Consider the following 23,108-nt stretch of genomic DNA (forward strand, 5'->3'; position numbering starts at 1 on the left):
TATGAAAATAGGTTTTATAGCTCCAGAATATCCTCATACTAAAATTAAACAAGCAGCTGGTTTAGGTACTAGTATTGGTAATTTAGTAGAAGCTTTAAGTCAGCAAGGTCATACAATCTACCTGTTTATATACGGGCAAGAACAAGACGATTATTTTGTAGAAAATAGTATTCATTTTTATTTAATAGGAGATGTGTCTTATGGGGTTGGAAAATGGTTTAGATACCGAAAGCATATTCAAAGTGTTGTACAAGCAGTTATAATAAAAGAAAAGTTACAACTAATAGAAGTCCCAGACTGGACAGGTATTTCTGCATTTATGAAATTTACAGTACCCATAGTTATGCGTTTTCATGGTAGCGATTGTTATTTTTGTTATTTAGAAGGACGCAAGCAGAAATTAAAAAATAAAGTATTCGAGCAGTTTGCCGTAAGAGGAGCAAGTGCTTATATTACACCTACTGCATTTGCAGGACATGTAACAAAAAGGTTATTCAATATCTCTAATAAAAAATCAATTGAAACAATTTATCATGGTTTAGATTTACATTCTTTTAAAAATACAGATCCTTCTTTATTTGACTCAAAAACGATTCTTTATATTGGCACATTAATTAGAAAAAAAGGTATGTTAGAATTGCCAGAAATATTTAATTTAGTAAAAAATCGAGTGCCTGATGCTAAGTTATTATTAATAGGAAGTGATGCTCCAGACGTGTTAACAAGAAGCGCTTCAACTTGGGCATTAATGAAACAACGTTTTAATAAGACAGCATTGAAAGACGTGCAGTATTTAGGTAGAATTCCATACAGTAAAGTACAAACTTATATTAAAAATTCTCAAGTATGTGTGTTCCCAACATTCGCTGAAACTTTTGGTATGGTAACTGTTGAGGCTATGGCATTACAAAAGCCCGTTGTAAATAGTAATATAGGTTGGGCTCAAGAATTAATGGAAGATACCGTTAGTGGATATTTAGTATCTCCAGCAGCTCATAAATTATATGCAGACAAGATTAGTAAATTGTTGCAAGATGAAAATTTGTGTTTAAGTATGGGGAAAGCAGCAAGAAGCTTTGTCGAGGAACATTTTGATATAAAGAAACAAGCTATTAAAAATATTGAGTTTTATAAAAAAATAATACCACTTTAATATTTTTATGTGAAAATGAAATTAAACCTAAAATGATACCCCCCTCCCCGCTACTATATTTTTTTTAATTTCTATTTGTCATAAAAACAAATAAAATAAGGGTAACAATATGATTGTTTATTATAAAATTGACTTTTATTTCAACTCAAATGAAAAAACATAAAATTTGTATCATAAGTCTTCATAAAACAGGAACGACTAGTGTTGCACTATTATTACAAAAACTAGGTTACTTAGTTACAGGGCCTGACACGAATTTATACTATGATCTATTAAATAATAATTTTGAAAATATTGATAAATATATTGAAAGTTATGATGCTTTTCAGGATGATCCTTGGTATGATATTTTTGAATACATTGATAATCTGGGTTTAAATGTGAAATTCGTTTATCTGAAGAGAGAAGAAAAATCTTGGTTATTAAGTGTTCAAAACTTTTATCAGTCCAATCAATATAATAATCGAGTAAGAAAACATTTTTATGGTCATGAAGACACTCTTGAGTATCCTGAAATTTATCTACAAAAATATCGTAAACATGAAGAAAGAGTAATGAGTTATTTTCATGGAAAAACAAATTTTATTACTGTTGATATAAAGAGAGATGAAGATGCTATTAGACTACAAAAGTTTCTTGAATTGCCAATTATATTCAAGAAATTTCCATGGGTAAACAAAACTCCAAAAAATAAAAAGGAAAAAATAAAAAGAAAAATTAAATTATTTGTTTTTGGGTACTTTGGTTTAAATGTTTTAGTTAAAAGGATTTTGATTAGATTTCTTAGTAACGAAGATTATATAGTTTTAAGAAGTAAAATAAGGTATAGCAGAGCATACTTTAGAAAATATAGAGTTGATTTTAAAAACAAATTTTTAACCAATAAAAACAAATAAATTTTTTGTTTAAAAAGCTAATCATTACTAATTCTATTAATAATGTTATTTTTTGAGACTTAGCAAATTTTTAAATCAGAATAATTTTTTTAAATAAAGTAATTGATAAAGTTTAAGAAACTGGCTCTTCCTTAATATTAAAAATAATATTAAGATATAGTGTAGTAGATAATTAATTTTTAAACTTGTGGTTATTTGTGTTCTAAGCTAAGGAGGGGAAATATGCATATTATTAAATATATATAGTTAATAAATAATTTATGCTAAAAATTTATACAGAAAGATCATTTTTAATGCCAGAGCACAGGCGTAGTGTTTTTCCTCTACTTTTAGATTTACACTATAAAAAGGATAAAATAATTGGTGAATTTTATTGTATTTCACAAACTATAGAGGAAGCAGATCTTATAATATTACCATTAGAGTATAATTATATCTGTGGTTTAGAGCCAAAAATTAAGTCTAAGTATTTAGAATTATCAAAACGAAATAATATACCACTTTGGATTTATACAGGAGGTGATTTTGGCTATTCATTTAAAGACAAAGAAATTTATAATTTTAGGCTTGGAGGTTTTCATTCAAAACTAAATGCAAATACCTTTATAATGCCTTCTTTTATAGTAGATCCTTATGAGTTTGTCCTAAAAACTGAATTTAATCCCTTAAAAAAAGAAGCTTTGCCTTCTCTTGGTTTTGTAGGACATTCAGATGATAGTTTTTTTAAGTTATTGAAAGAGTGTATGTCGTATTTGAAAATTAATATTTTAAAAAGAGGTTTAAAAAAACAACAGATAGATTATCAATCGTTTTATCCTTCTAGTATAAAAAGGGCTCGTATTTTAAAAAGATTGAATAGAAGTAAATTATTAAAACCCAATTTTATATTTAGAGATCAGTATAGAGGCGGTGTAAAAACAGAAGCAGAAACAAAAAGAACCACTTTAGAGTTTTTTAAAAATATAGAAGACTCTGCATACACCTTTTGTTTGCGAGGTGTTGGTAATTTTTCTGTACGCTTATACGAGACGTTAGCGATGGGGAGAATACCTGTATTTATAGATACAGATTGCAGGTTACCTTTAGGTGGAAGTATTAATTGGTCTAAACACTTAGTACATGTTAAAAGTAGTCACCCAAAAGATATAGAGATTAGTATTGTTAATTTTCATGAGCAGTTAAGTGATACAGATTTTATAAATATACAGTCTGAAAATAGAGCTTTATGGGAAAAATATATGAATAGGAATGCCTTTTTTAAGGACATACATGATGGTTTAAAACAAAATAAATAATGACATTTTCTCTAGTTGTATGTACCTATATGCGCCCGGTAGCGTTACAAAAATTACTAAATACAGTAACTTTACAAGTTTTATATCCTGATGAAATTCTAATTATAGATGGGTCTACGAACGATGATACAGCACGTATGCTTGAGGCCAATGCTTTTAAAAATCTTAAGTATTATAAAGTCAAAAAGCATCAACGCGGATTAACCAAGCAACGAAATTTCGGAATATCTAAAGTTTCAGAACGTATTAATGTGGTTTGTTTTTTAGATGATGATATTACTTTAGATACGTCTTATTTTGAAAACCTAATAGGAACTTATAATATTTTCCCAAAGGCATTAGGTGTAGGAGGCTATATTACGAACGAAGTGATTTGGGAACGCTATAATTCAACACCAAATTCAAATTATTATGATTTTGATGGTTGGAGAAGACTTGAGCCATTACGATTTAAAATTCGAAAGCTATTTGGTTTGCAACCAGGTGTTTTGCCTGGTGTTTTGCCGTCTTTTTCTCATATGAGACCAATAAGTTTTTTGCCTCCTTCAGGTAAAGTATATCCTGTAGAATTATTCATGGGGGGTGTAGCTTCTTATAAGATGTCTGTTTTTAACACCTTATCATTTTCAACTTATTTTGAAGGGTATGGTTTGTATGAAGATGCTGATTTTTGTTTACGCTTATCTAAATTAGGACAATTATATGTCAATACAGCTGCTGTTTGCGAACATCATCACGAAGTTCACGGCAGACCCAATGCCTATAAATATGGAAAAATGATTATTCGAAATGGATGGTATATTTGGCGTGTGAAATATAGTAACCCTAAATTAAAAGCTAAATTAAAATGGCATTTAACGGCCTTTTTATTGATGTTGTTAAGTGTTCTAGGTGGATTGAAATTTAAGAATAAAAACCTTGAACTTCAAGAGGCTTTAGGGCGTTTTGTAGGTTGGTGGAGTTTAATATATAATAAACCAAAAATAAAAAAATGAAATTAGCAATATTTACTTTAGTACAACATAGTACTAAAGATGGTAAGTATTATGGGTATGCTCCTTATGTCAATGAAATGAATATTTGGGCAAAATATGCCGATGAATTGGTTGTGCTAGGCATAGATAAACCAAATAATGAAGTTGATGCTATAGATACCGCATATACACATAATAATATAAGTTTTGTAGCTGTTCCTAATTTTAATATTTTAGGATTTATAGATGTTTTAAAAACACTAATTTTATTTCCTTATATCTTTTTGAAATGTGTGCAAGTGATGCGTCAAGCCGATCATATTCATATTCGTTGTCCGTCTAATGTCGGTTTAGTAGCTTGTTTTGCGCAACTTTTATTTCCGTCAAAATCAAAGTCAACGAAGTATGCAGGAAATTGGGATCCGAATAGCAATCAGCCTTGGACGTATCGTTTACAACAAGCTATACTTCGAAATACAATTTTAACCCGAAATATGAAGGTGTTGGTATATGGGGAATGGCCTGGCGAAACCACTAATGTATATTCGTTTATTTCTGCGACCTATCGTGATGCAGAACGTGTCTCATTTAACCCTAAAGATTATACACAAGAGTTGGTATTTGTGTTTGCCGGGATGTTAGTACCTGGGAAACGGCCTTTGTTAACGGTTCAGTTTATTGAAGAATTAAACCAACAAGGGATTCCTGCCCGATTAGAATTGTTTGGAGATGGTCCTTTACGAGCTCAATTAGAAGATTATATTTCAAAACAAGAGTTAGAGTCATGTATCACTATGCATGGCAATCAAGATAAAACGGTGGTAAAAGCCGCCTTATTAGCGGCGCATTTCAATATCTTATTATCGAAAAGCGAAGGTTGGCCTAAAGCCGTTGCTGAGGGGATGTTTTATGGTTGTATCCCTGTAACAACATCCGTATCTTGTGTGCGTTGGATGCTAGGAGAGGGGCAAAGAGGTTTGATTGTTGAACCCGATTTAGAGAGTTCTGTTGCCGAGTTTATCAGTATGTTTAAAACAGACGATTTAAACCGTATGGCTAAAAATGCAATGGATTGGTCGCAACAGTATACGTTTGATCGTTTGGAAAGAGATATTCAGAGCGTTTTGAATGGAACTTTGAAGAGTTAAGAGTTAAGAGTTAAGAGTTAAGAGTTAAGAGTTTTGAAATTGATGGGGGATAGGAAAAATAGGAGACCATTGCGGGTTTTACAGTTAATAGATAGCTTAGAGGCTGGTGGTGCGGAACGTATGGCGGTTAATTTGGCCAATGCTTTGCGTCCTGAAGTGGAAAAATCTTATTTATGTACGACACGAGCGGAAGGGCTTTTAAAAGGAAGCTTAGATAAAGACGTTGGCTATCTGTTTTTGAAACGCAAAAGAACTTTAGATTTTTCGGCTTTAAAACGTTTACGAGCTTTTGTAAATCACGAACAGATTACCGTAGTTCATGCCCATGCGAGCTCTTATTTTATGGCCACCTTATTAAAATTAGTGTATCCGAAAATAGATGTCGTTTGGCATGACCATTATGGAAATAGTGAGTTTTTAGAGCAACGCCCCAAAACCATTTTAAAATGCTGTACTAAAACTTTTAAAGCTATTATTACGGTGAATGCACAATTAGCGGACTGGGATGAGCAGCATTTAGGGTGTCGTAAGGTGGTGTTTTTACCCAATTTTGTAGTGCCTTATAAAACAGCACCTCAAACTACATTGCACGGAATAAAAGGCAAACGGATATTATGTTTGGCTAATTTACGGCCACAAAAAGATCATATCACTTTAATAAACGCCTATAAACACGTTAATGAGCAATTTACTGATTGGACGCTGCATTGTGTCGGGAAGGATTTTAAAGATGCTTATGCCACACAAATTAAAACTTTAGTACAAGATTTAACATTGGAAGAAGCGGTGTTTTTTTATGGAAGTTGTGAAGATACCGAACAGATTATTTTACAATCTGATATTGGAGTCTTGTCTTCTAAATCAGAGGGCTTACCCTTGGCTTTATTAGAATACGGACAGGGTGGATTAGCCGTTGTTGCCACCGATGTTGGGGATTGTAAACTTGTGATTAGTGATGCTTGTTATGGAAGTTTAGTTTCTTCAAACACTATTACTGCTTTAGCTGAATCTATAATAGGCTATATAGAGGATTTTCAACGGAGAAAGGAAACAGGAGCTGCTCTAAAGACTGTAGTGGCAAATTCTTTTTCAGAAGCGGCGAGTGTAAAGCGCATATTAGCATTATATGCTTAAATTTGTGCCTTAAGAATGAGCAGAACAAAATTACATAAAAAACGCTATCATTTTACTAACGATCTCTATGTCGCTTTAGTGGTATTACACTTATTTGTAGGTGTAGGTATTTTTTATATTCCTCAGTTTTCTAAACTGTATTTTACAGTTGTTTGTTTCTTTTTTATAGGTAAAGTATTATTGTCAGCAAAGCGCTCTAAACCGATGTGGGTGTTGTTTGGTTGTGCTTATATAGCAGCAGCAGAATCGCTTTTTCGTATGACAGGAGGTGGTTTGTTTTATGAATTTTCTAAATATTATATCATTTTATTAGTGCTCATTGGGATGTTTTTTACTGGGGTATCGGGTAAAAGTTACCCTTATTTTATTTACCTTGTTTTATTAGTGCCTTCTGTCTTAGTAGCCTCTACAACTTTAGGTTATGATTTAAATTTTAGGAAGTCCATCGCTTTTGTACTGAGTGGCCCTGTGTGCTTAGGGGCTTCAGCCTTATATTGTTATGATAAAAAAATAACCCAAGAACAATTGTTACAAATCTTAGCTTGTATGACTTTTCCTGTCTTAGCGATGATGGTGTATGTTTTTTTGTATAACCCGAGTGTAAAAGAAGTCTTAGATGGTACTGGATCTAATTTTGCTGCCTCAGGGGGGTATGGGCCTAATCAAGTCTCTACTTTATTCGGTTTAGGGATGGTGGCTTTAACCGTACGTTTTTTTTTAAAATCACCAACACTATTTTTAAAGATCTTTAATTTAATATTTTTAGGTTTGGTGTCTTTTAGAGGGTTAGTGACCTTTAGTCGCGGGGGTATAATTACGGCTATAATGATGATTATTGGTTTTTTAGTGATGTTATACGGAGCGTCAAAATATAAAAGACGCCAACAAATTATAGGTTCACTGTTTTTGCTTGGTATTGGAGTTGTGATTATTTGGTCTATTACCGCAAATCAAACCAATGGCTTAATAGAAAATCGGTATGGAAATAAAGATGCCACAGGAAGAGAAAAATCAGACCTTTCTACAGGTCGGGTTGATTTATTTACACGTGAGTTTCAAGGGTTTTTAAAACATCCTTTTTTTGGTGTGGGTGCCAATGGTATGAAGCAGGTCCGTTTAGAAGAGGAAGGTAAAATTATTGCATCTCATAATGAGGTCAGCCGTTTGTTTTCTGAGCATGGTATTTTTGGCCTCATTATTTTGTTATTACTTATATTTACGCCATTAGCCTATAGAAACCAGCATAAAGGGAATTTGTTATTTTATTCTTTTTTAATTTTTTGGTTTGCCACAATTAATCATTCCGCCATGCGTATTGCCGCACCAGGGTTTATTTATGGTTTGGCTTTATTACATATTACACATGAAAAAAAACGTCCTCTATCTAGGAAACAACTTAACAAACAGTAAGACCAACGTTTCTTATATGAAAGGCTTAACACAGGCCTTAGAAGGGGAAGGGTTTTTAGTTTTTTGTAAATCGGCTTTTCAAAATAAAATAGCACGTGTTTTAGATATGGTTAAAGGTACCATAGTGTATGGATACCGTATGGATAATGTATTAATAGATACCTATAGCACTCAGAATTTTTACTACGCTTTTGTGGTGAGCCAAGTCTGTCGTTTATTGCGTTTACCTTATATTCCTATTTTACATGGGGGGAATTTGCCACAACGCTTAGAACAGAACCCTAAATTAAGCCGTAGGCTATTTAAACCCGCTAAAGTCTTAGTATCGCCTTCTATATACCTAAAAGAAGCATTTAACAAACAGGGGTTTACTAATGTCGTATATATCCCTAACAGTTTACAGTTGCAAAACTATCCTTTTGCATCGCGGTCTATTGGTACTATTAATATATTATGGGTACGGTCGTTTTCAGAAATTTATAATCCCTGCTTGGCTGTAGATATTTTAAAGGCGCTACAAGATTTAGGTTATAAAACCACATTATGCATGGCTGGCCCAGATACGGATGGTTCTTTAGCTAAGGTGAAGTCGCGTGCAAAAGCTTTAGGGGTTACTGTAGAGACACCAGGGAAACTGACTAAAGCCGAATGGATAAGGCTTGCTAAAGATTATAATGTGTTTATTAATACCACCAATTTTGATAATATGCCGGTGAGTGTTATAGAAGCTATGGCCTTAGGTTTGCCTATTGTGTCAACGAATGTTGGAGGAATGCCATTTCTTATTGAAGATGAGGTTGATGGATTATTAGTGCCGCCTCAAAATTTGAATGCCTTTGTTGCGGCTATTGTAAGATTAAAATCAGACCCTGTGCTCGCAGCATCACTAGCAGCTAAAGCTCGTAAAAAAGTAGAAGCCTTTGATTGGGCGCTTTTAAAAGCAGACTGGATTGAAGTTTTAGAGGGCACTAAATGTTAGTTTTATTTTTAAGATATTTTCATCTGATTAAAAAACAAAACGAAGTGCGCTATCCTTGTATTCTGTCTTTAGTCTAAATTAATATTAAAAATATATAAGACTTCTTATATTTACCGTCTAGTACAATGTTATAATGTCGAAGAAAAAAAGTATCCATTTTGAAGTTTCTGAGCGTAAAATTCTTCTTAGAATTTTTGACTTGGTCATGGTGTTTTTTGGCGTTTTTTTATTAAGTCTATATTTTGATTTTGAATACATTGAATTTAGTACAGCTAATAGTGTTGCTTTAATTTTATTGGGGGTTTATTTTTCTATTTTTGCGACTATTTTTGAATTGTATGATTTACAAAAGGCGAGTGAACTTGATTCTACCTTTAAAAACATTGTAATTACAACTTCTACAGTGGTTTTATTTTATCTCTTAACACCTGTGCTTTCTCCTTATTTACCCGATGAACGTTTACAGATTGTTTACCTTTATTTAACACTGATTATATCCCTTTTTTTATGGCGCTTCATCTATATCCATTTAATTGAATCTCCTCGTTTTTATAAACGGGTGCTTTTAGTTGGTGAGATTTCTAATATTGAAGGTTTAGTCCATGCTTTGAACACTACAGACCCTAATTATAAAATCATTGGATTTATTAATAGTGAAGTTTCTACTTTAGAATCGGTAAAGTTTAAAGGTTTACCAGAATTTAAACCTGAAGACTTTTTAAGGACTATTGAAGCAGAAAAAATATCTGAAATTTTGGTCGCCAGCTCTAATACCGAAGCCATTATGGTAGAGGTCTATCACGATTTAATATTGCTTTTAGAACGTGGTTTTAAGATTAGAGATTATACGCAAGTTTATGAAGAGTTATTAAAAAAGGTGCCTATTCAGTTTGTGGGTAAAGATTTCTACAAGTATTTTCCTTTTAGTCGTAGTAATGAGAATAAGCTTTATATCTTTTTTCAACGTACTTTCGATGTTGTTTTTTCAATTGTAGGTCTAACCCTTGGTTTATTCATCTTACCTATTGTGCTTATTGGTAATCTTATAGGTAATAAAGGGCCTTTGTTTTATAGACAAGAACGTGTTGGTAAAAATAGTAAGCCTTTTAATATTCTTAAGCTACGAAGCATGGTGGTTAATGCAGAGCAAGGAGAGGCTAAATGGGCTCAGAAAAATGACACTAGAATTACGAAGTTCGGGATGTTTTTAAGACGTTCTCGTATGGATGAGATTCCACAGTTTTACAATGTTCTTAAAGGGGATATGAGTGTTATTGGCCCACGGCCAGAGCGTCCTTTCTTTGTAAATGAGTTAGCACGAATTATTCCGTTTTACGAAACAAGACATATTATAAAACCGGGTTTAACAGGTTGGGCACAAGTCAGTACACGTTATGGGGCTTCTGTAGATGATAGTCTTACTAAATTGCAATACGATTTGTATTATATAAAGCATCGTAGTGTTTTCTTAGACCTTAATATTTTTATAAAGACCTTGAGTACGATTCTTTATTATCGGGGGCAGTAGGTTTGGTGAGGTGGTGATTTGGTGAGGTGGTGATTTTGTGATATGGTGATATGGTGATATGGTGAGATGGTGAGGTGGTGATTTTGTGATATGGTGATGCTTTCTTTAATAACGGATACTAAAAATAGTGCTTATGTGTTGCTTTTCATATTAAAAATAAGACACTTCACACTTTTTAATTTTTACTTTTTACTTTTCACTCTTCACTCTTCTTCAGATAGATTAAACCATTTTACTAAATATACATATCTGACCACTAGTGCTATAAGCAGAGGAATTAAACCTATGGCAAAGACCTGAACTCCTATAATCCAATGTGAGGCAATTAAGCAAAGCATAATGATTAAGAATCTTAAGTACTTTTTAAACCATATTTTAACCTTTGGTTTTGCTAATTGTCCGATTACAAACAGATTTAGTGGGAATGCCCATAATACATTATAATTTAATGCTGTTGCGGAGTGGTCTGTTGCAAACCATAATAGTAATAATACAATACCAATAAGACCTGTAAGTGCAAAAAGGGAGATGTCTAACCATTTGCTTCTTACTTTGTTTTTGTAATCTTTATAGGTTATAAAAAGGATACAAGCGGCTAGTAAACCAATGATGACTAATGGGCTTACTATAAAATTAGATTTGGTATTTGTTTCTTTTTTTTGATAAAGCGTCGTTGCGCTTTTAACCAAGTTTTTAGAAGTGTTTAATTTTGCGGTCTCAAAAAAAGTATGAATATATTTCGGTAAAAACATAAACTCTTCTGCTGTAGCTTGTTTATCTATTACGGCACCTAAAGCAATGTCTATACCAAAGCTGCCCCATGTATTTAAGCCGACGTGTTCATGGATGAGGTCTCTGAATGTTTTAGGTTCGAAATTTTGAGGTAATATAAAATCTATTGTTTCTGAAGTTGTGTTTTGGGTAACATCTCTAATTCTTGTAGCGCAATTATCATAGAAAAAGTCGTATAAATAGCGTCTGTTTTCTGGTTTGTAATTATTTTCTAGGTAGTTAAAGAGTTTCTGTTTGTCTTGAGTAGAAAGATTTAAAACTTGCTCTTCAATCGTACGATTAGCTCTTTTATAGGCATAAAAGAAATTTTGAAATGGATGCCTGCTAATGAGGTAATTTAGTTTTCCTTGAGCGAATTTTAAATAAAAATTAGGGGCATCAAAATCATATTCTCCATAGCCATAAACCACATCGATACCTAAAGCTTTATCTTTTATCCTGAAAGCATTATGTCCAAAAGCATCATTTAAAGATTCTCCTGGCCCAATGGTTATAACTGATATTTTTGCGTTGTCAGAGAGTTGATATTGTTGTGAGAATCCAGAAATACAAGTGAAAAGTAAAACAAGAACTGATAATTTTAGTTTCATTACTGTTGAATTATCTAAAGACACTGAAGTCTATTTTTAAAGAAAAGATATTTGAGTATAAAGCAGCACTTTGATCTCCTATGTCTGTAAAAGCATAATCTATTTGTATGCCTCGGTATTTAAATCCGACTCCGAAATTAGGTTGAAAAGTTACTTGCTCTGAATCGTCGATTTGTAATTCATTTTGAAAATTACCAACACCTGCTCTTAGAAAAACAAGATCTGTATACCCAAATTCGAAACCTAAAGCAGGATTAATACTGGCAAAAGATGTGGATATAATATCGTTATTTTCTGCAAAGCGCATATTTAAGTTTGCTGCTGCTAATAAAGAATAGTCATAATGAAAGATCCATTTTTTAGACATTCCTAATTGTAGTTTTGGAATTGTAATTTCTGTGGTCTCAGGCAATTCTTGGTTTTCACCATCAATGGCACTGCTAATATCTTCAAATTTATCTTCGTCTATAGACCAGGCATTAAATGTGGTTGTAATATCTCTAGCCATCAGTCCAAATTTCCAATCATTTCGTCGGCTTTCAAATTGAATTCCTGCATCGAAACCAAATCCCCAAGAGGATGCAAAATCACCAATAATTCGTCGGATCACTTTTGCATTCACTCCAAAATTTAATCCATCTAAAGGTAATTTTCTAGCATAAGAGAAGGTAAGCCCGTAATCTGCCGTAGAAAATGTACTTATTCTATCGTAATTAATGTTTCCTTGATCGTCAATTAATTGTGTGGTATCTAAAATATCATCTACACCAAAACGAATTAAAGAGATTCCCATAGCACTTGATTTGTCTATAGGCATGGCATAAGCGATGTAGTTATAATTTGCAATATTCGCAAAATAACTGGAGTGCATTAATGAGAGCTGTGTGTCCTCAACATGTACCAATCCTGCAGGATTCCAGTAACCTGAATTTACATCAGCCGTTTGGGAGACCACAGCATTACTCATCCCTAAGGCAGCAGCATCTACACCAATATTCATAAATTCATTTGAATACTTCGTTTGAGCTGAAACCGTAAGAGTAGCAAGCGTTAAGAGAATTACATAGTAATTTTTCAACAGCACAATTTTTTTTTACAAAGATGCATAATATTTTCCTATCTATTAAACTCTATAACGGCGTTCTTATTGTTTTTAAATATAATTTTATGACTTATTTTACCCAAGCTCCATAATATGTATTCTCTTATTGTCTATATAGGTTGTATTATTTTAATATAAATGGAGGTTTATTTTATGTTGTTTTAAGAATTGAAAAGATATAATTTGAGAAAAAATATAAGATTAGAATTAAATACTTTCTATTTTTACAAAAATTAAGATTATGAGCTTTAAAAGACACATTCCGAATTTAGTAACACTTCTCAACTTGTTTTCGGGTTGTATTGCTGTAATATTTGCTGTTAATGGTAATTTTATTGCCGCCTCTATATTTGTTTTTTTAGGGATATTTTTCGACTTTTTTGATGGGCTTTTAGCTAGAAAACTCAATGTACAGAGTCCGATGGGAATTCAGTTAGATTCTTTGGCAGATTTAGTAACCAGTGGTGTAGTGCCAGGGATTATTATGTTTAAGCTTATTGGATTGACTATTGATGCGCCAGATTATTCGGCTTACAGTGATAGTTGGAATTCTGTTTTTCATTGGCAAGGTTTTAAAATGTCTGTATTACCGTTAATCGGTTTGTTTATTCCGTTAGCATCAGCTTATCGTTTGGCAAAGTTTAATTTAGATGAAGATCAGCAAAGTTATTTTAAAGGTTTGCCTGTGCCTGCTAACACTCTAGTGTTATTATCGCTACCTCTTATTTTGGAGTATCAGAATAATGACCTTATTAATAACATTATTATCAATAAATGGTTTTTAATTGGTTTAACCTTGTTGAGCTGTTACCTTTTAAATTCGAATATAAAGTTATTCGCTTTAAAATTTAAAAACTATGGTTTTAAGGATAATGCCGTACGTTATATTTTTCTAATCTTAAGTGTTGTCTTAATTATAGTACTTCATTTTGCTGCTATTCCTTTAGTTATTGGTTTGTATATTTTACTTTCATTATTAACGAAATCTAAGATTCATTAATCTTAAAGTTTTATTCATTCTTACTTTTTTAAATACTTATAATTTATGGCCTCAGGATTTTTTGCACTACTTGATGATATCGCAGCGATAATGGATGATGTTGCTGTTATGACTAAGATTACGACTAAAAAAACAGCAGGGATATTGGGTGATGATTTGGCTGTAAATGCCGAGAAAGCTTCTGGTTTTGTATCTTCTCGTGAAATCCCAGTGCTTTGGGCTATAACCAAAGGTTCTTTACTGAATAAGTTGATTATATTACCCTTGGCTTTTTTATTAAGTGCTTTTGTACCTTGTGCAATCATCATTATTTTAATTCTTGGAGGGCTGTATTTGGCTTATGAAGGAGCTGAGAAAATCTATGAGTTTATTGTGCCTCACCCGAAAGCAGTTGAAGTAGATCTTAAAAAGGATTTTACAGAACAAGAATTATTAGATTTAGAAAAAACGAAGATTAAGTCTGCCGTTGTTACCGATTTTATTTTGTCTGTAGAGATTGTAATTATCGCTTTAGGTTCTGTGGTTAATGAACCTTTAGTGACTCAGATTATTGTGGTTTCTATAGTGGCTTTAATTGCGACTATTGGTGTTTATGGTATTGTAGCCTTAATTGTAAGGATGGATGATCTTGGTTTAAAACTGATTGGTAAAAGTGACGATGGTAAAGGTTTTTTATTTGGTATTGGAACATTTTTAGTGAAAGCCTTACCAATGGTTATAAAGAGTTTGTCTGTTATAGGAACTATTGCTTTGTTGCTTGTTGCGGGTGGTATTTTTGTTCATAATATTGATTATATGCATCATTTCTTAGAACAGATTCCTTCGGTTTTACGAGATTTTATTGTGGGTCTTGCTGCAGGTGTTGTTTGTTTACTTCTTGTCAATGGTGTTAAGATGTTGCTTCCTAAAAAGAATGGGCATTAGGGTTTTTCATTCCTGCGCAGGCAGGGATTATACTAAATTGATTTTTGGAGGGGAACACCAACAATGGTATAGATCGTTCAAGGTTACTCGTTTTTTTACTTTAAGACAAAACAAGTAGAACTTAGGTTATAGTTGAAGGAGGTGATTTATTTAGTTTGATTGTTGGTGGAAAACATCAACAACGGCAAACAATGGCAAGGAGCATTAGGTTTTGTTATTCGTGTGTGTGTAAGGATTTATACTAAATTGATTGTTGGTGGAAAACACCAACAATGGCAAGTTGTTGCTTCCTGAAAAGAGAGGATATTAGGTTTTTTTATTCCTGCTTAGTTAGGAATTTATATTAAATTGATTGTTGGTGGGAAACACCAATAATGGCAAGTTGTTGCTTCCTAAAAAGTGTGGGCATTAGGGTTTTGTTATTCCTGTTAAGGTAGGGATTTATACTAAATTGATTGTTGGTGAGAAACACCAACAATGGCAAGGTTTAATTGTTGGTGGAAAACACCAACAACGGCAAGCAATGGCAAGGAGCATTAGGTTTTGTTATTCGTGTGTGTGTAAGGATTTATATTAAATTGATTGTTGGTGGGAAACACTAACAATGGCAAGTTTATGATGTTTATTTTTACATTATAAATGCTATTAATGTCATTGCGCCAATATTGGTGTTTCTCACCAATATTTTATAGATGTAATTCCAATACATAATTTAAGATGATTTTAAAACCTTTAAAAATAGAAGATTGTCCGCAATTTTATACAGCTACAATTTTAGATTGGAAAAAACTTTTAAAGCCAGAAAAATATAAATTAATCATTATTGAATCTTTACAATTTTTAGTAGAAGAGAAAAGAGTTGAAGTTTATGGTTATGTTATAATGGATAACCATATCCATATTATTTGGAAACCTATGCTTTTGTATTCATTAAAGCATACACAATTGAGTTTTATGAAGTTTACTGCGCAACACATAAAACAAGATTTAGAATTACATCATAAAGCTGTTTTAAAGTGTTTTTATGTAGAATCTAAAGATCGATCATACCAATTTTGGAAAAGAAATTCACTTTGTGTGGATCTCTATTCTGATAAAATTATAGAGCAGAAGTTAAAATATATTCATGAAAATCCTGTTAAAGCGGGACTGTGTTGTAATCCTGAAGATTATAGGTTTTCATCGGCTAAATTTTATAAAGAAAAGGGTGACGAATTTTGTTTTATCTCAGATTTTAGGTTGTGATTGTTGGTGGAAAACACCAATAATGGCATTTGGGACTATGCTCATGAAAATACAGTGAAATATGTATTTTGCTTTAAAACTGAAGATTATAGTTTTTTATCGGCTAAATTTTATAGAGATAAAGGTGAAGGATTTGTTTTTGTCTCAGATTTTAGGTTGTAATTGTTGGTGAGAAACGCCAACAATGGCATTTAGGACTATATTCATGAAAACCCTGCTAAATCTGGACTGTTTTATAAAGAAAGGAGTGATGAGTTTAGTTTTATCTCAGATTTTAGGTTGTGATTGTTGTTGGTAAACACGAACAATGGCATTGTAGAAATTAAATAGAAGACTTATTAATTAAAAAAATAATTTCTTCTTACGTAATTCAAAATTCTGGCCTAAGTACACTTTACGAACCATTTCATCACTAGCTAATTCTTCTGGTTTTCCTGCTTTAAGGATATTACCTTCAAACATTAAGTACGTTCTGTCAGTGATCGCTAGAGTTTCTTGTACGTTGTGATCTGTAATAAGGATACCAATGTTTTTCTTTGTTAGCTTTGCTACAATACGTTGAATATCTTCTACAGCAACAGGATCTACACCTGCAAAAGGTTCATCTAAAAGAATAAAACTAGGATCTGTGGCTAAGGCACGTGCAATTTCTGTTCGGCGTCGCTCACCACCAGAAAGTAAATCACCTCTACTTTTTCTAATATGTCCTAAACCAAATTCTTCAATTAGTGATTCCATTTTATCAAGTTGCTCTTTCTTACTTAATTTAGTAAGTTGTAACACACTTAAAATATTATCTTCGATGCTTAGTTTTCTAAATACAGAAGCTTCTTGAGCTAAGTAACCAATACCGTTTTGAGCACGTTTGTACATTGGGTATTTTGTAATGTTAGTATCATCTAAAAAGATATTACCACCATTGGGTTTAATAATCCCAACAATCATATAGAAAGACGTGGTTTTACCAGCACCATTTGGTCCTAATAAGCCTACAATTTCTCCTTGGTTAACCTCTAAAGAGACATCCTTTACTACTTTTCGTCCGCCGTAGGACTTCATTAAATGTTCTGCTCGTAACTTCATATATGGTCTAAGAATGCTAAAATTAATAAAATCATGTGGATTCTATTTGCTTTAGTTGTCATTTATTAAAAGTTTAACCTTGTAATGCTTTCTAATTATGAATTAGAATCAGCATTATGTTGCTCTATAGCATCCCAATATTCATGGGCACGCCTTAAGTGTGGTATTACAATTGTACCACCAACTAACGTTGCAATCCCTAGAGCTTCACTAATTTCTTCTTTAGAAATTCCTTCATTATAAGAGGCTTCTAAATGGTATTTGACACAATCGTCACAACGTAAAACAGTAGATGCAACCAGACCTAAAAGCTCTTTTGTCTTTTTATCTAAAGCCCCTTCTTTAAAAGCATTGGTATCTAAATTAAAAATACGCTTTACTACTTTATTATTATCGGCTAATATTTTATCGTTCATTTTAGCACGATAATCATTAAATTCTTTTACAATATCAGACATCTATTTATGACTTAATTTTTGATTTTTTTCTGTTTTGATTTCTAACTACAACAGCCGAAATATAAATACTTACTTGGTACAATATTAGAATAGGAATTGCGACTATAACCTGACTTGCAATATCTGGAGGTGTAATAACAGCAGATATAATAAGTACAATAACTAAAGCAAATTTTCTGTATTTCTTTAAAAATTCAGGTGTCACTAAACCTACTTTGGTTAAAAAATAAATGATAATAGGTAACTCAAATACAAAACCTGAAGCTATAGCAGAAGAGCGAACAATGGCAATTACAGAACTCACATCAAACTCGTTTAAAATTTGATCACTAATATTGTAATTGGCTAAAAAGTTAATTGATAAAGGGGTGATGATATAATAGCCAAAAAGTACGCCTAAAAAGAATAGGAGTGATGCTACAATTATAAATCCTCTAGAGCTTTTACGTTCATTAGCTTTTAACCCAGGACTTATAAAACTCCATAATTGGTAAAGTACATAGGGGAAGGCAACTATAAAACCGGCGTATATTGAAGTCCAGATATGAGCCGAAAACTGACCTGCCACAGTTCTATTTTGAATAATAAAAGGGAATTTTTCAGCACAAAATGTGGTGTCTGTCATTCCTATAAGTTGAGACATTTTACAAAGCCACTCATAGGTTGGGAAATCCATGTGTGTTGGCCCGAAAATGATGACATCAAAAATAAATTTCTTAAAAATAAAAGCTGCTGTTGCTGCAATTACAATACTAATTGTAGCTCTAACTAAATGCCATCTTAATTCTTCAAGATGATCTAAAAAAGACATCTCGTCTATATGTTTTTTTGCCATTATATAATTCCTTCTTTTATTAAATCGTGAAGATGAACTACACCAGCATATTTACCATCGTGTTCTACTAATAATTGAGAAATACCAAATTGTTCCATAACTTCTTTAGCGTCAACAGCCATTGCGTCTTCTTGGATTCGTCTTGGGTTATTACTCATAATATCTTTGGCTTTTAAACCAGAAATATCGTCACTTTTACTTAACATACGTCTTAAATCTCCATCTGTAATGATTCCTATAATTTGATCATTTTCGATAACCGCTGTAACGCCAAGCATTTTTTCAGTAATCTCTACAATCACCTCTTTAACTGAAGCTTCAAGATTTACTTGAGGTTTTTCATTTTGAGAAGATATATCATTCACTCTTAAATAAAGACGTTTACCTAATGCTCCCCCTGGATGGTATTTTGCAAAATCTTTGCTCGAAAATCCACGTAATTCTAATAAACAAACTGCTAAAGCATCACCTAAAACTAATTGTGCGGTTGTACTTGTTGTTGGTGCTAAATTATTTGGACAAGCTTCTTTTGTAACAAAAGCATTCAAAATATAGTCGGCTTGTTGCCCTAAAAACGATTCTATATTACCAGTTATGGCAATCATTTTATTTTTTGCTTTCTTAATAAGTGGTACTAAAACTTTTATTTCGGGTGTATTTCCACTTTTAGAAATGCAGATTACAATGTCGTTTTCTAGGATTAATCCGAGGTCTCCATGGATGGCATCTGCAGCGTGCATAAAAACCGCTGGTGTTCCTGTAGAATTTAATGTAGCAACGATTTTGTTAGCTATAATGGCGCTTTTGCCAATTCCGGTGATGATCACACGACCTTTAGAATTGTAAATTAATTGTACTGCTTCAGCAAAATCTTCAGTTACTAATTCGGACAAATGCTCTATCGCTTTACTCTCTAATTTTATAGTAGATTTTGCGGTATGTAAAATGGATTGCTTAGTGTTCAAAACTTATTTTTTATTGAGTTTTTTTGGTTTAAAGAATTTATTATCTTTAAACTTGTTGCAAATGTATATAAAATACCAATAGGGATTAATGAGTATTGCAGAAATTGACTTACACATCGCATTAAAAAAGTACTTTGGGTTTTCAGAATTCAAGGGGCTTCAAGAAGAAGTAATAAAGAACGTCGTTGCAGGTAATAACACTTTTGTTATTATGCCAACAGGAGGCGGTAAATCTTTATGTTATCAGCTCCCAGCGCTAATAAAAGAAGGTACTGCTATTGTGGTATCTCCACTTATTGCGTTGATGAAAAATCAAGTTGATGCTATAAGGGCCGTGTCTGAACATGAAGGTGTGGCGCACGTTTTAAATTCATCTTTGAATAAAACAGAAATAAAACGTGTTAAAGATGATATTACAAATGGCATTACAAAATTGTTGTATGTAGCACCAGAATCTTTAACTAAAGAAGAATACGTTGACTTTTTAAGGACTGTTAAGATTTCTTTTATGGCCGTAGATGAAGCCCATTGTATTAGTGAATGGGGTCATGATTTTAGGCCAGAATACAGAAACCTTAAGACAATTATTAAGCGTATTGGCGATGATATCCCTATCGTTGGTCTTACTGCTACGGCAACACCTAAAGTTCAAGAAGATATTTTGAAGAGTTTAGGAATGCCTAAAGCTATTACATTTAAAGCGTCCTTTAATAGACCTAATTTATATTATGAGGTACGCCCTAAAACAAAAACCGTAGATGCAGATATTATTCGTTTTGTAAAACAGAACGAAGGAAAATCGGGTATTATTTACTGTTTAAGTCGTAAACGTGTTGAAGCTTTAGCCCAAGTACTTCAAGTTAATGGTGTTAAAGCCGTTCCTTATCATGCCGGTTTAGATGCTAAAACACGAGTAAAGCACCAAGATATGTTCTTAATGGAAGATACCGATGTTGTGGTTGCTACGATTGCCTTCGGAATGGGAATTGACAAACCGGATGTGCGTTTTGTAATTCACCATGATATTCCTAAAAGTATAGAAAGTTATTATCAAGAAACAGGGCGAGCAGGTCGAGATGGAGGTGAAGGTCATTGTTTAGCTTATTATGCTTATAAGGATATAGAAAAACTTGAGAAGTTTATGGCAGGTAAACCTGTAGCAGAACAAGAAATTGGTCATGCTCTCTTACAAGAAGTGGTTGCTTTCTCTGAAACGTCGGTGTCTAGACGTAAATTTATTCTTCATTATTTTGGTGAAGAATTTGATAATGAAACCGGTGATGGTGGTGACATGGATGATAATGTTCGTCATCCTAAAAAGCAAGTAGAAGCACAAGATGATGTTAAAATCCTTTTAGAAACTGTTGCAAAAACGAATGAAAAATATAAAGCTAAAGATTTAGTACAAGTATTAGTAGGGAATGCAAATGCATTGATTTCTTCTCATAAAACGGATCAACAGCCCTTTTTCGGAATAGGAAAAACTAAAGATCCACGTTATTGGATGGCTCTGATCCGTCAAGTATTGGTGGCTCGCTATTTAAAGAAAGATATTGAAACCTATGGTGTTTTAAGATTAAGCGCTACAGGAAAAGACTTTATTGAAAACCCAGTTTCTTTTATGATGGCAGAAGACCATGTTTTTGATGAAGATTCTAACGACGGTATTATAACCAATACACGAGGCGGTGGAGCTGTAGCTGATGAGAAATTAATGGGAATGCTTAAAGACTTACGTAAGCGTAATGCTAAAAAGTTAGGAGTGCCTCCATTTGTTATTTTTCAAGATCCATCATTAGAAGATATGGCTTTAAAATATCCTATTACTATTGAGGAGTTGAACAATGTACACGGCGTTGGTGAGAGTAAAGCTAAAAAATACGGTAAAGATTTTGTAGGTTTAATTGCTGATTATGTAGAAGATAATGACATATTACGACCAGAAGATATGGTTGTAAAATCAACAGGAACGAACTCTGCCATAAAATTATATATTATTCAGAATGTAGATCGAAAATTACCATTGGATGATATTGCTACGTCTAAGGGTATGAGCATGTCTAAGTTTATAAAGGAAATGGAAGCTATTGTTTTTTCTGGAACGAAGTTGAACATTAACTATTGGATTGATGATATTTTAGATGAAGATCAGCAGGAAGAAATTCATGATTATTTCATGGAAACTGAAAGTGATAAGATAGACGATGCTATTGAAGAGTTTGATGGTGATTATGATGATGAAGAATTACGTTTGTATCGTATTAAATTTATGAGTGAAGTGGCTAATTAAAGTTCAATTTTAGTAAGCAAACTCAATTATATAACTTTCGTCAGTTCTACTTAATTTATTGAATTAAGTAGAACTGACGTTTTTTTTGTGTCTGTTTTGAATATCAGTTTTTGGTATTTGTCTTGAATGGTTCTCGATACAAAATTTAAATTTCCGCTGTGCTTCAATTTAAATTTCACTCGAACTGACGTTTTTTTTTGTGTCTGTTTTGAATATCAGTTTTTGGTATTTGTCTTGAATGGTTCTCGATACAAAATTTAAATTTCCGCTGTGCTTCAATTTAAATTTCACTCGAACTGACGTTTTTTTTGTGTCTGTTTGAATATCAGTTTTTGGTATTTGTCTTGAATGGTTCTCGATACGAAATATAAATTTCCGCTGTGCTTCAATTTAAATTTCACTCGAACTGACGTTTTTTTATGTCTATTTGGATATCAGTTTTTGATATTTGTATTGAATAGTTCTCGATACAAAATATAAATTTTCGCTGTGCTTCAATTTAAATTTCACTCGAACTGACGTTTTTTTATGTCTATTTGGATATCAGTTTTTGATATTTGTATTGAATAGTTCTCGATACAAAATATAAATTTTCGCTGTGCTTCAATTTAAATTTCATTCGAACTGACGTTTTGTAATTTGTTTTATAACTATTCTTCTTCGTCAGAGATTTCTTCTATAACGACATATTTACTGAATGAAATATCGTGTTTTTTTACTTTAATTTGAATGCTTCTAAGTGTTGCGCTATCTAATTTTTGCACTTCATTTTCTTCAATCTGAAAATCAATTTTTGTAATATGTCTTCCTTTAACTTCTGAACTTTCAGATTCAAATTCAGGCATGTCAGCTTCTAATTTTAATTTAAAATCATCACCAATAAATGTGAGTTTTGCTCCATTTTTACATTTTACATTGAGGTCTCCTACAATTACAGTTTGAAAGAAATGATAGCCTCCTAATTCATTTAAACCCGCAAAAAGAACATTTGTGTCTGCAACACCAAAAGGATTATTTTCTACATCATTAATAATAGCTTCAATAGAATCATTAGATTTAGAAGATTTAGTACCAAAAAGTTGAGATAATGAAAATGCCATATTTGTGATTTTTTTTCAAAACTAACTCTATTAATTTAAATCCCCAATTTTATAATCGTCTTCATTTGATAGTAAGTTATTAAGGATTGTTCTCGATACAAAATTTAAATCTTCACTTTGTTTAATTTAAATTTCACTCGAACTGACGTTGTTTGTGATTATTTGATTTTTGGTTTTAATTTATGTTAGGTGTTATGAGTGGCTCTC

At 32.5% G+C, this 23,108-nt stretch carries 20 protein-coding genes; 13 read left to right on the forward strand and 7 right to left on the reverse strand.

Going from position 1 to position 23,108, the window contains the following annotated elements; all coding sequences use genetic code 11:
* Position 1: 1 nt before the first annotated feature.
* The 9 genes from HSX10_RS10605 to HSX10_RS10645 all read left to right on the forward strand — a co-directional run bounded on the left by HSX10_RS10605 (position 2) and on the right by HSX10_RS10645 (position 10,517).
* Positions 2-1,153, forward strand: coding sequence for a glycosyltransferase family 4 protein (locus HSX10_RS10605; RefSeq protein WP_173588193.1), 1,152 nt, complete (start codon positions 2-4; stop codon positions 1,151-1,153).
* 149 nt (positions 1,154-1,302) lie between these two features.
* Positions 1,303-2,049, forward strand: a complete 747-nt coding sequence (locus HSX10_RS10610) for a sulfotransferase (protein ID WP_173588194.1) — start codon at positions 1,303-1,305, stop codon at positions 2,047-2,049.
* Positions 2,050-2,309: 260 nt separating this feature from the next.
* A complete protein-coding gene (locus tag HSX10_RS10615; protein WP_173588195.1) occupies positions 2,310-3,344 on the forward strand; it encodes an exostosin domain-containing protein in 1,035 nt (344 codons plus the stop codon).
* Positions 3,344-4,339, forward strand: coding sequence for a glycosyltransferase family 2 protein (locus HSX10_RS10620; RefSeq protein WP_173588196.1), 996 nt, complete (start codon positions 3,344-3,346; stop codon positions 4,337-4,339). Before HSX10_RS10615 ends, HSX10_RS10620 begins: the two co-directional genes overlap by 1 nt.
* Positions 4,336-5,466 (forward strand): glycosyltransferase family 4 protein, encoded by a 1,131-nt coding sequence (locus tag HSX10_RS10625; RefSeq protein ID WP_173588197.1) that lies wholly within the window; start codon positions 4,336-4,338, stop codon positions 5,464-5,466. The genes HSX10_RS10620 and HSX10_RS10625 overlap by 4 nt, the downstream gene beginning before the upstream one ends.
* 42 nt (positions 5,467-5,508) lie before the next feature.
* A complete protein-coding gene (locus HSX10_RS10630) occupies positions 5,509-6,600 on the forward strand; it encodes a glycosyltransferase (RefSeq protein ID WP_254453228.1) in 1,092 nt (363 codons plus the stop codon).
* A 15-nt stretch (positions 6,601-6,615) separates the two neighbouring features.
* Entirely contained in the window at positions 6,616-8,010 is a 1,395-nt protein-coding gene (locus HSX10_RS10635) for an O-antigen ligase family protein (protein ID WP_173588198.1), read from the forward strand.
* Positions 7,964-8,989 carry a glycosyltransferase family 4 protein gene (locus HSX10_RS10640; protein WP_173588199.1) on the forward strand — a complete coding sequence of 342 codons (1,026 nt, stop codon included), beginning with the start codon at positions 7,964-7,966 and terminating at the stop codon, positions 8,987-8,989. The genes HSX10_RS10635 and HSX10_RS10640 overlap by 47 nt, the downstream gene beginning before the upstream one ends.
* A gap of 133 nt (positions 8,990-9,122) precedes the next feature.
* Positions 9,123-10,517, forward strand: coding sequence for a sugar transferase (locus HSX10_RS10645; RefSeq protein ID WP_173588200.1), 1,395 nt, complete (start codon positions 9,123-9,125; stop codon positions 10,515-10,517).
* Positions 10,518-10,720: 203 nt separating this feature from the next.
* Here the strand turns inward: HSX10_RS10645 and HSX10_RS10650 are convergent, their stop codons facing one another.
* Positions 10,721-11,923, reverse strand: a complete 1,203-nt coding sequence (locus HSX10_RS10650; protein WP_367651265.1) for a lipoprotein N-acyltransferase Lnb domain-containing protein — start codon at positions 11,921-11,923, stop codon at positions 10,721-10,723.
* Entirely contained in the window at positions 11,910-12,977 is a 1,068-nt protein-coding gene (locus HSX10_RS10655) for a putative type IX sorting system protein PorV2 (protein WP_173588201.1), read from the reverse strand. Before HSX10_RS10655 ends, HSX10_RS10650 begins: the two co-directional genes overlap by 14 nt.
* A 265-nt stretch (positions 12,978-13,242) precedes the next feature.
* Here HSX10_RS10655 and HSX10_RS10660 point away from each other — a divergent pair, with 265 nt between their 5' ends.
* The 3 genes from HSX10_RS10660 (at position 13,243) to HSX10_RS10670 (ending at position 16,170) form a co-directional block, all read left to right on the forward strand.
* The gene (locus HSX10_RS10660; protein ID WP_173588202.1) at positions 13,243-14,001 is read left to right on the forward strand and encodes a CDP-alcohol phosphatidyltransferase family protein; all 759 of its coding nucleotides are present in this window, start codon (positions 13,243-13,245) and stop codon (positions 13,999-14,001) included.
* Positions 14,002-14,046: 45 nt separating this feature from the next.
* The gene (locus HSX10_RS10665) at positions 14,047-14,925 is read left to right on the forward strand and encodes a DUF808 domain-containing protein (RefSeq protein ID WP_173588203.1); all 879 of its coding nucleotides are present in this window, start codon (positions 14,047-14,049) and stop codon (positions 14,923-14,925) included.
* A 717-nt stretch (positions 14,926-15,642) separates the two neighbouring features.
* Positions 15,643-16,170 carry a transposase gene (locus tag HSX10_RS10670; protein ID WP_173588204.1) on the forward strand — a complete coding sequence of 176 codons (528 nt, stop codon included), beginning with the start codon at positions 15,643-15,645 and terminating at the stop codon, positions 16,168-16,170.
* A gap of 342 nt (positions 16,171-16,512) precedes the next feature.
* Here the strand turns inward: HSX10_RS10670 and lptB are convergent, their stop codons facing one another.
* From lptB to HSX10_RS10690, 4 genes are all read right to left on the reverse strand, one after another.
* Entirely contained in the window at positions 16,513-17,253 is a 741-nt protein-coding gene (gene lptB / locus HSX10_RS10675; RefSeq protein ID WP_173588205.1) for an LPS export ABC transporter ATP-binding protein, read from the reverse strand.
* A 95-nt stretch (positions 17,254-17,348) separates the two neighbouring features.
* Positions 17,349-17,711: a carboxymuconolactone decarboxylase family protein gene (locus HSX10_RS10680; RefSeq protein WP_173588206.1), complete on the reverse strand. Its 363-nt coding sequence runs from the start codon at positions 17,709-17,711 to the stop codon at positions 17,349-17,351.
* Positions 17,712-17,715: 4 nt separating this feature from the next.
* A complete protein-coding gene (gene tatC, locus HSX10_RS10685) occupies positions 17,716-18,546 on the reverse strand; it encodes a twin-arginine translocase subunit TatC (protein WP_173588207.1) in 831 nt (276 codons plus the stop codon).
* Entirely contained in the window at positions 18,546-19,511 is a 966-nt protein-coding gene (locus HSX10_RS10690) for a KpsF/GutQ family sugar-phosphate isomerase (RefSeq protein WP_173588208.1), read from the reverse strand. Before HSX10_RS10690 ends, tatC begins: the two co-directional genes overlap by 1 nt.
* A gap of 88 nt (positions 19,512-19,599) precedes the next feature.
* Here HSX10_RS10690 and recQ point away from each other — a divergent pair, with 88 nt between their 5' ends.
* Positions 19,600-21,801, forward strand: a complete 2,202-nt coding sequence (gene recQ, locus HSX10_RS10695) for a DNA helicase RecQ (protein ID WP_173588209.1) — start codon at positions 19,600-19,602, stop codon at positions 21,799-21,801.
* A gap of 650 nt (positions 21,802-22,451) precedes the next feature.
* Here recQ and HSX10_RS10700 read toward each other — a convergent pair.
* A complete protein-coding gene (locus HSX10_RS10700) occupies positions 22,452-22,901 on the reverse strand; it encodes a hypothetical protein (RefSeq protein ID WP_173588210.1) in 450 nt (149 codons plus the stop codon).
* Positions 22,902-23,108: the final 207 nt, after the last annotated feature.

This window comes from Winogradskyella undariae (assembly GCF_013285155.1).
GTDB lineage: Bacteria > Bacteroidota > Bacteroidia > Flavobacteriales > Flavobacteriaceae > Winogradskyella > Winogradskyella undariae.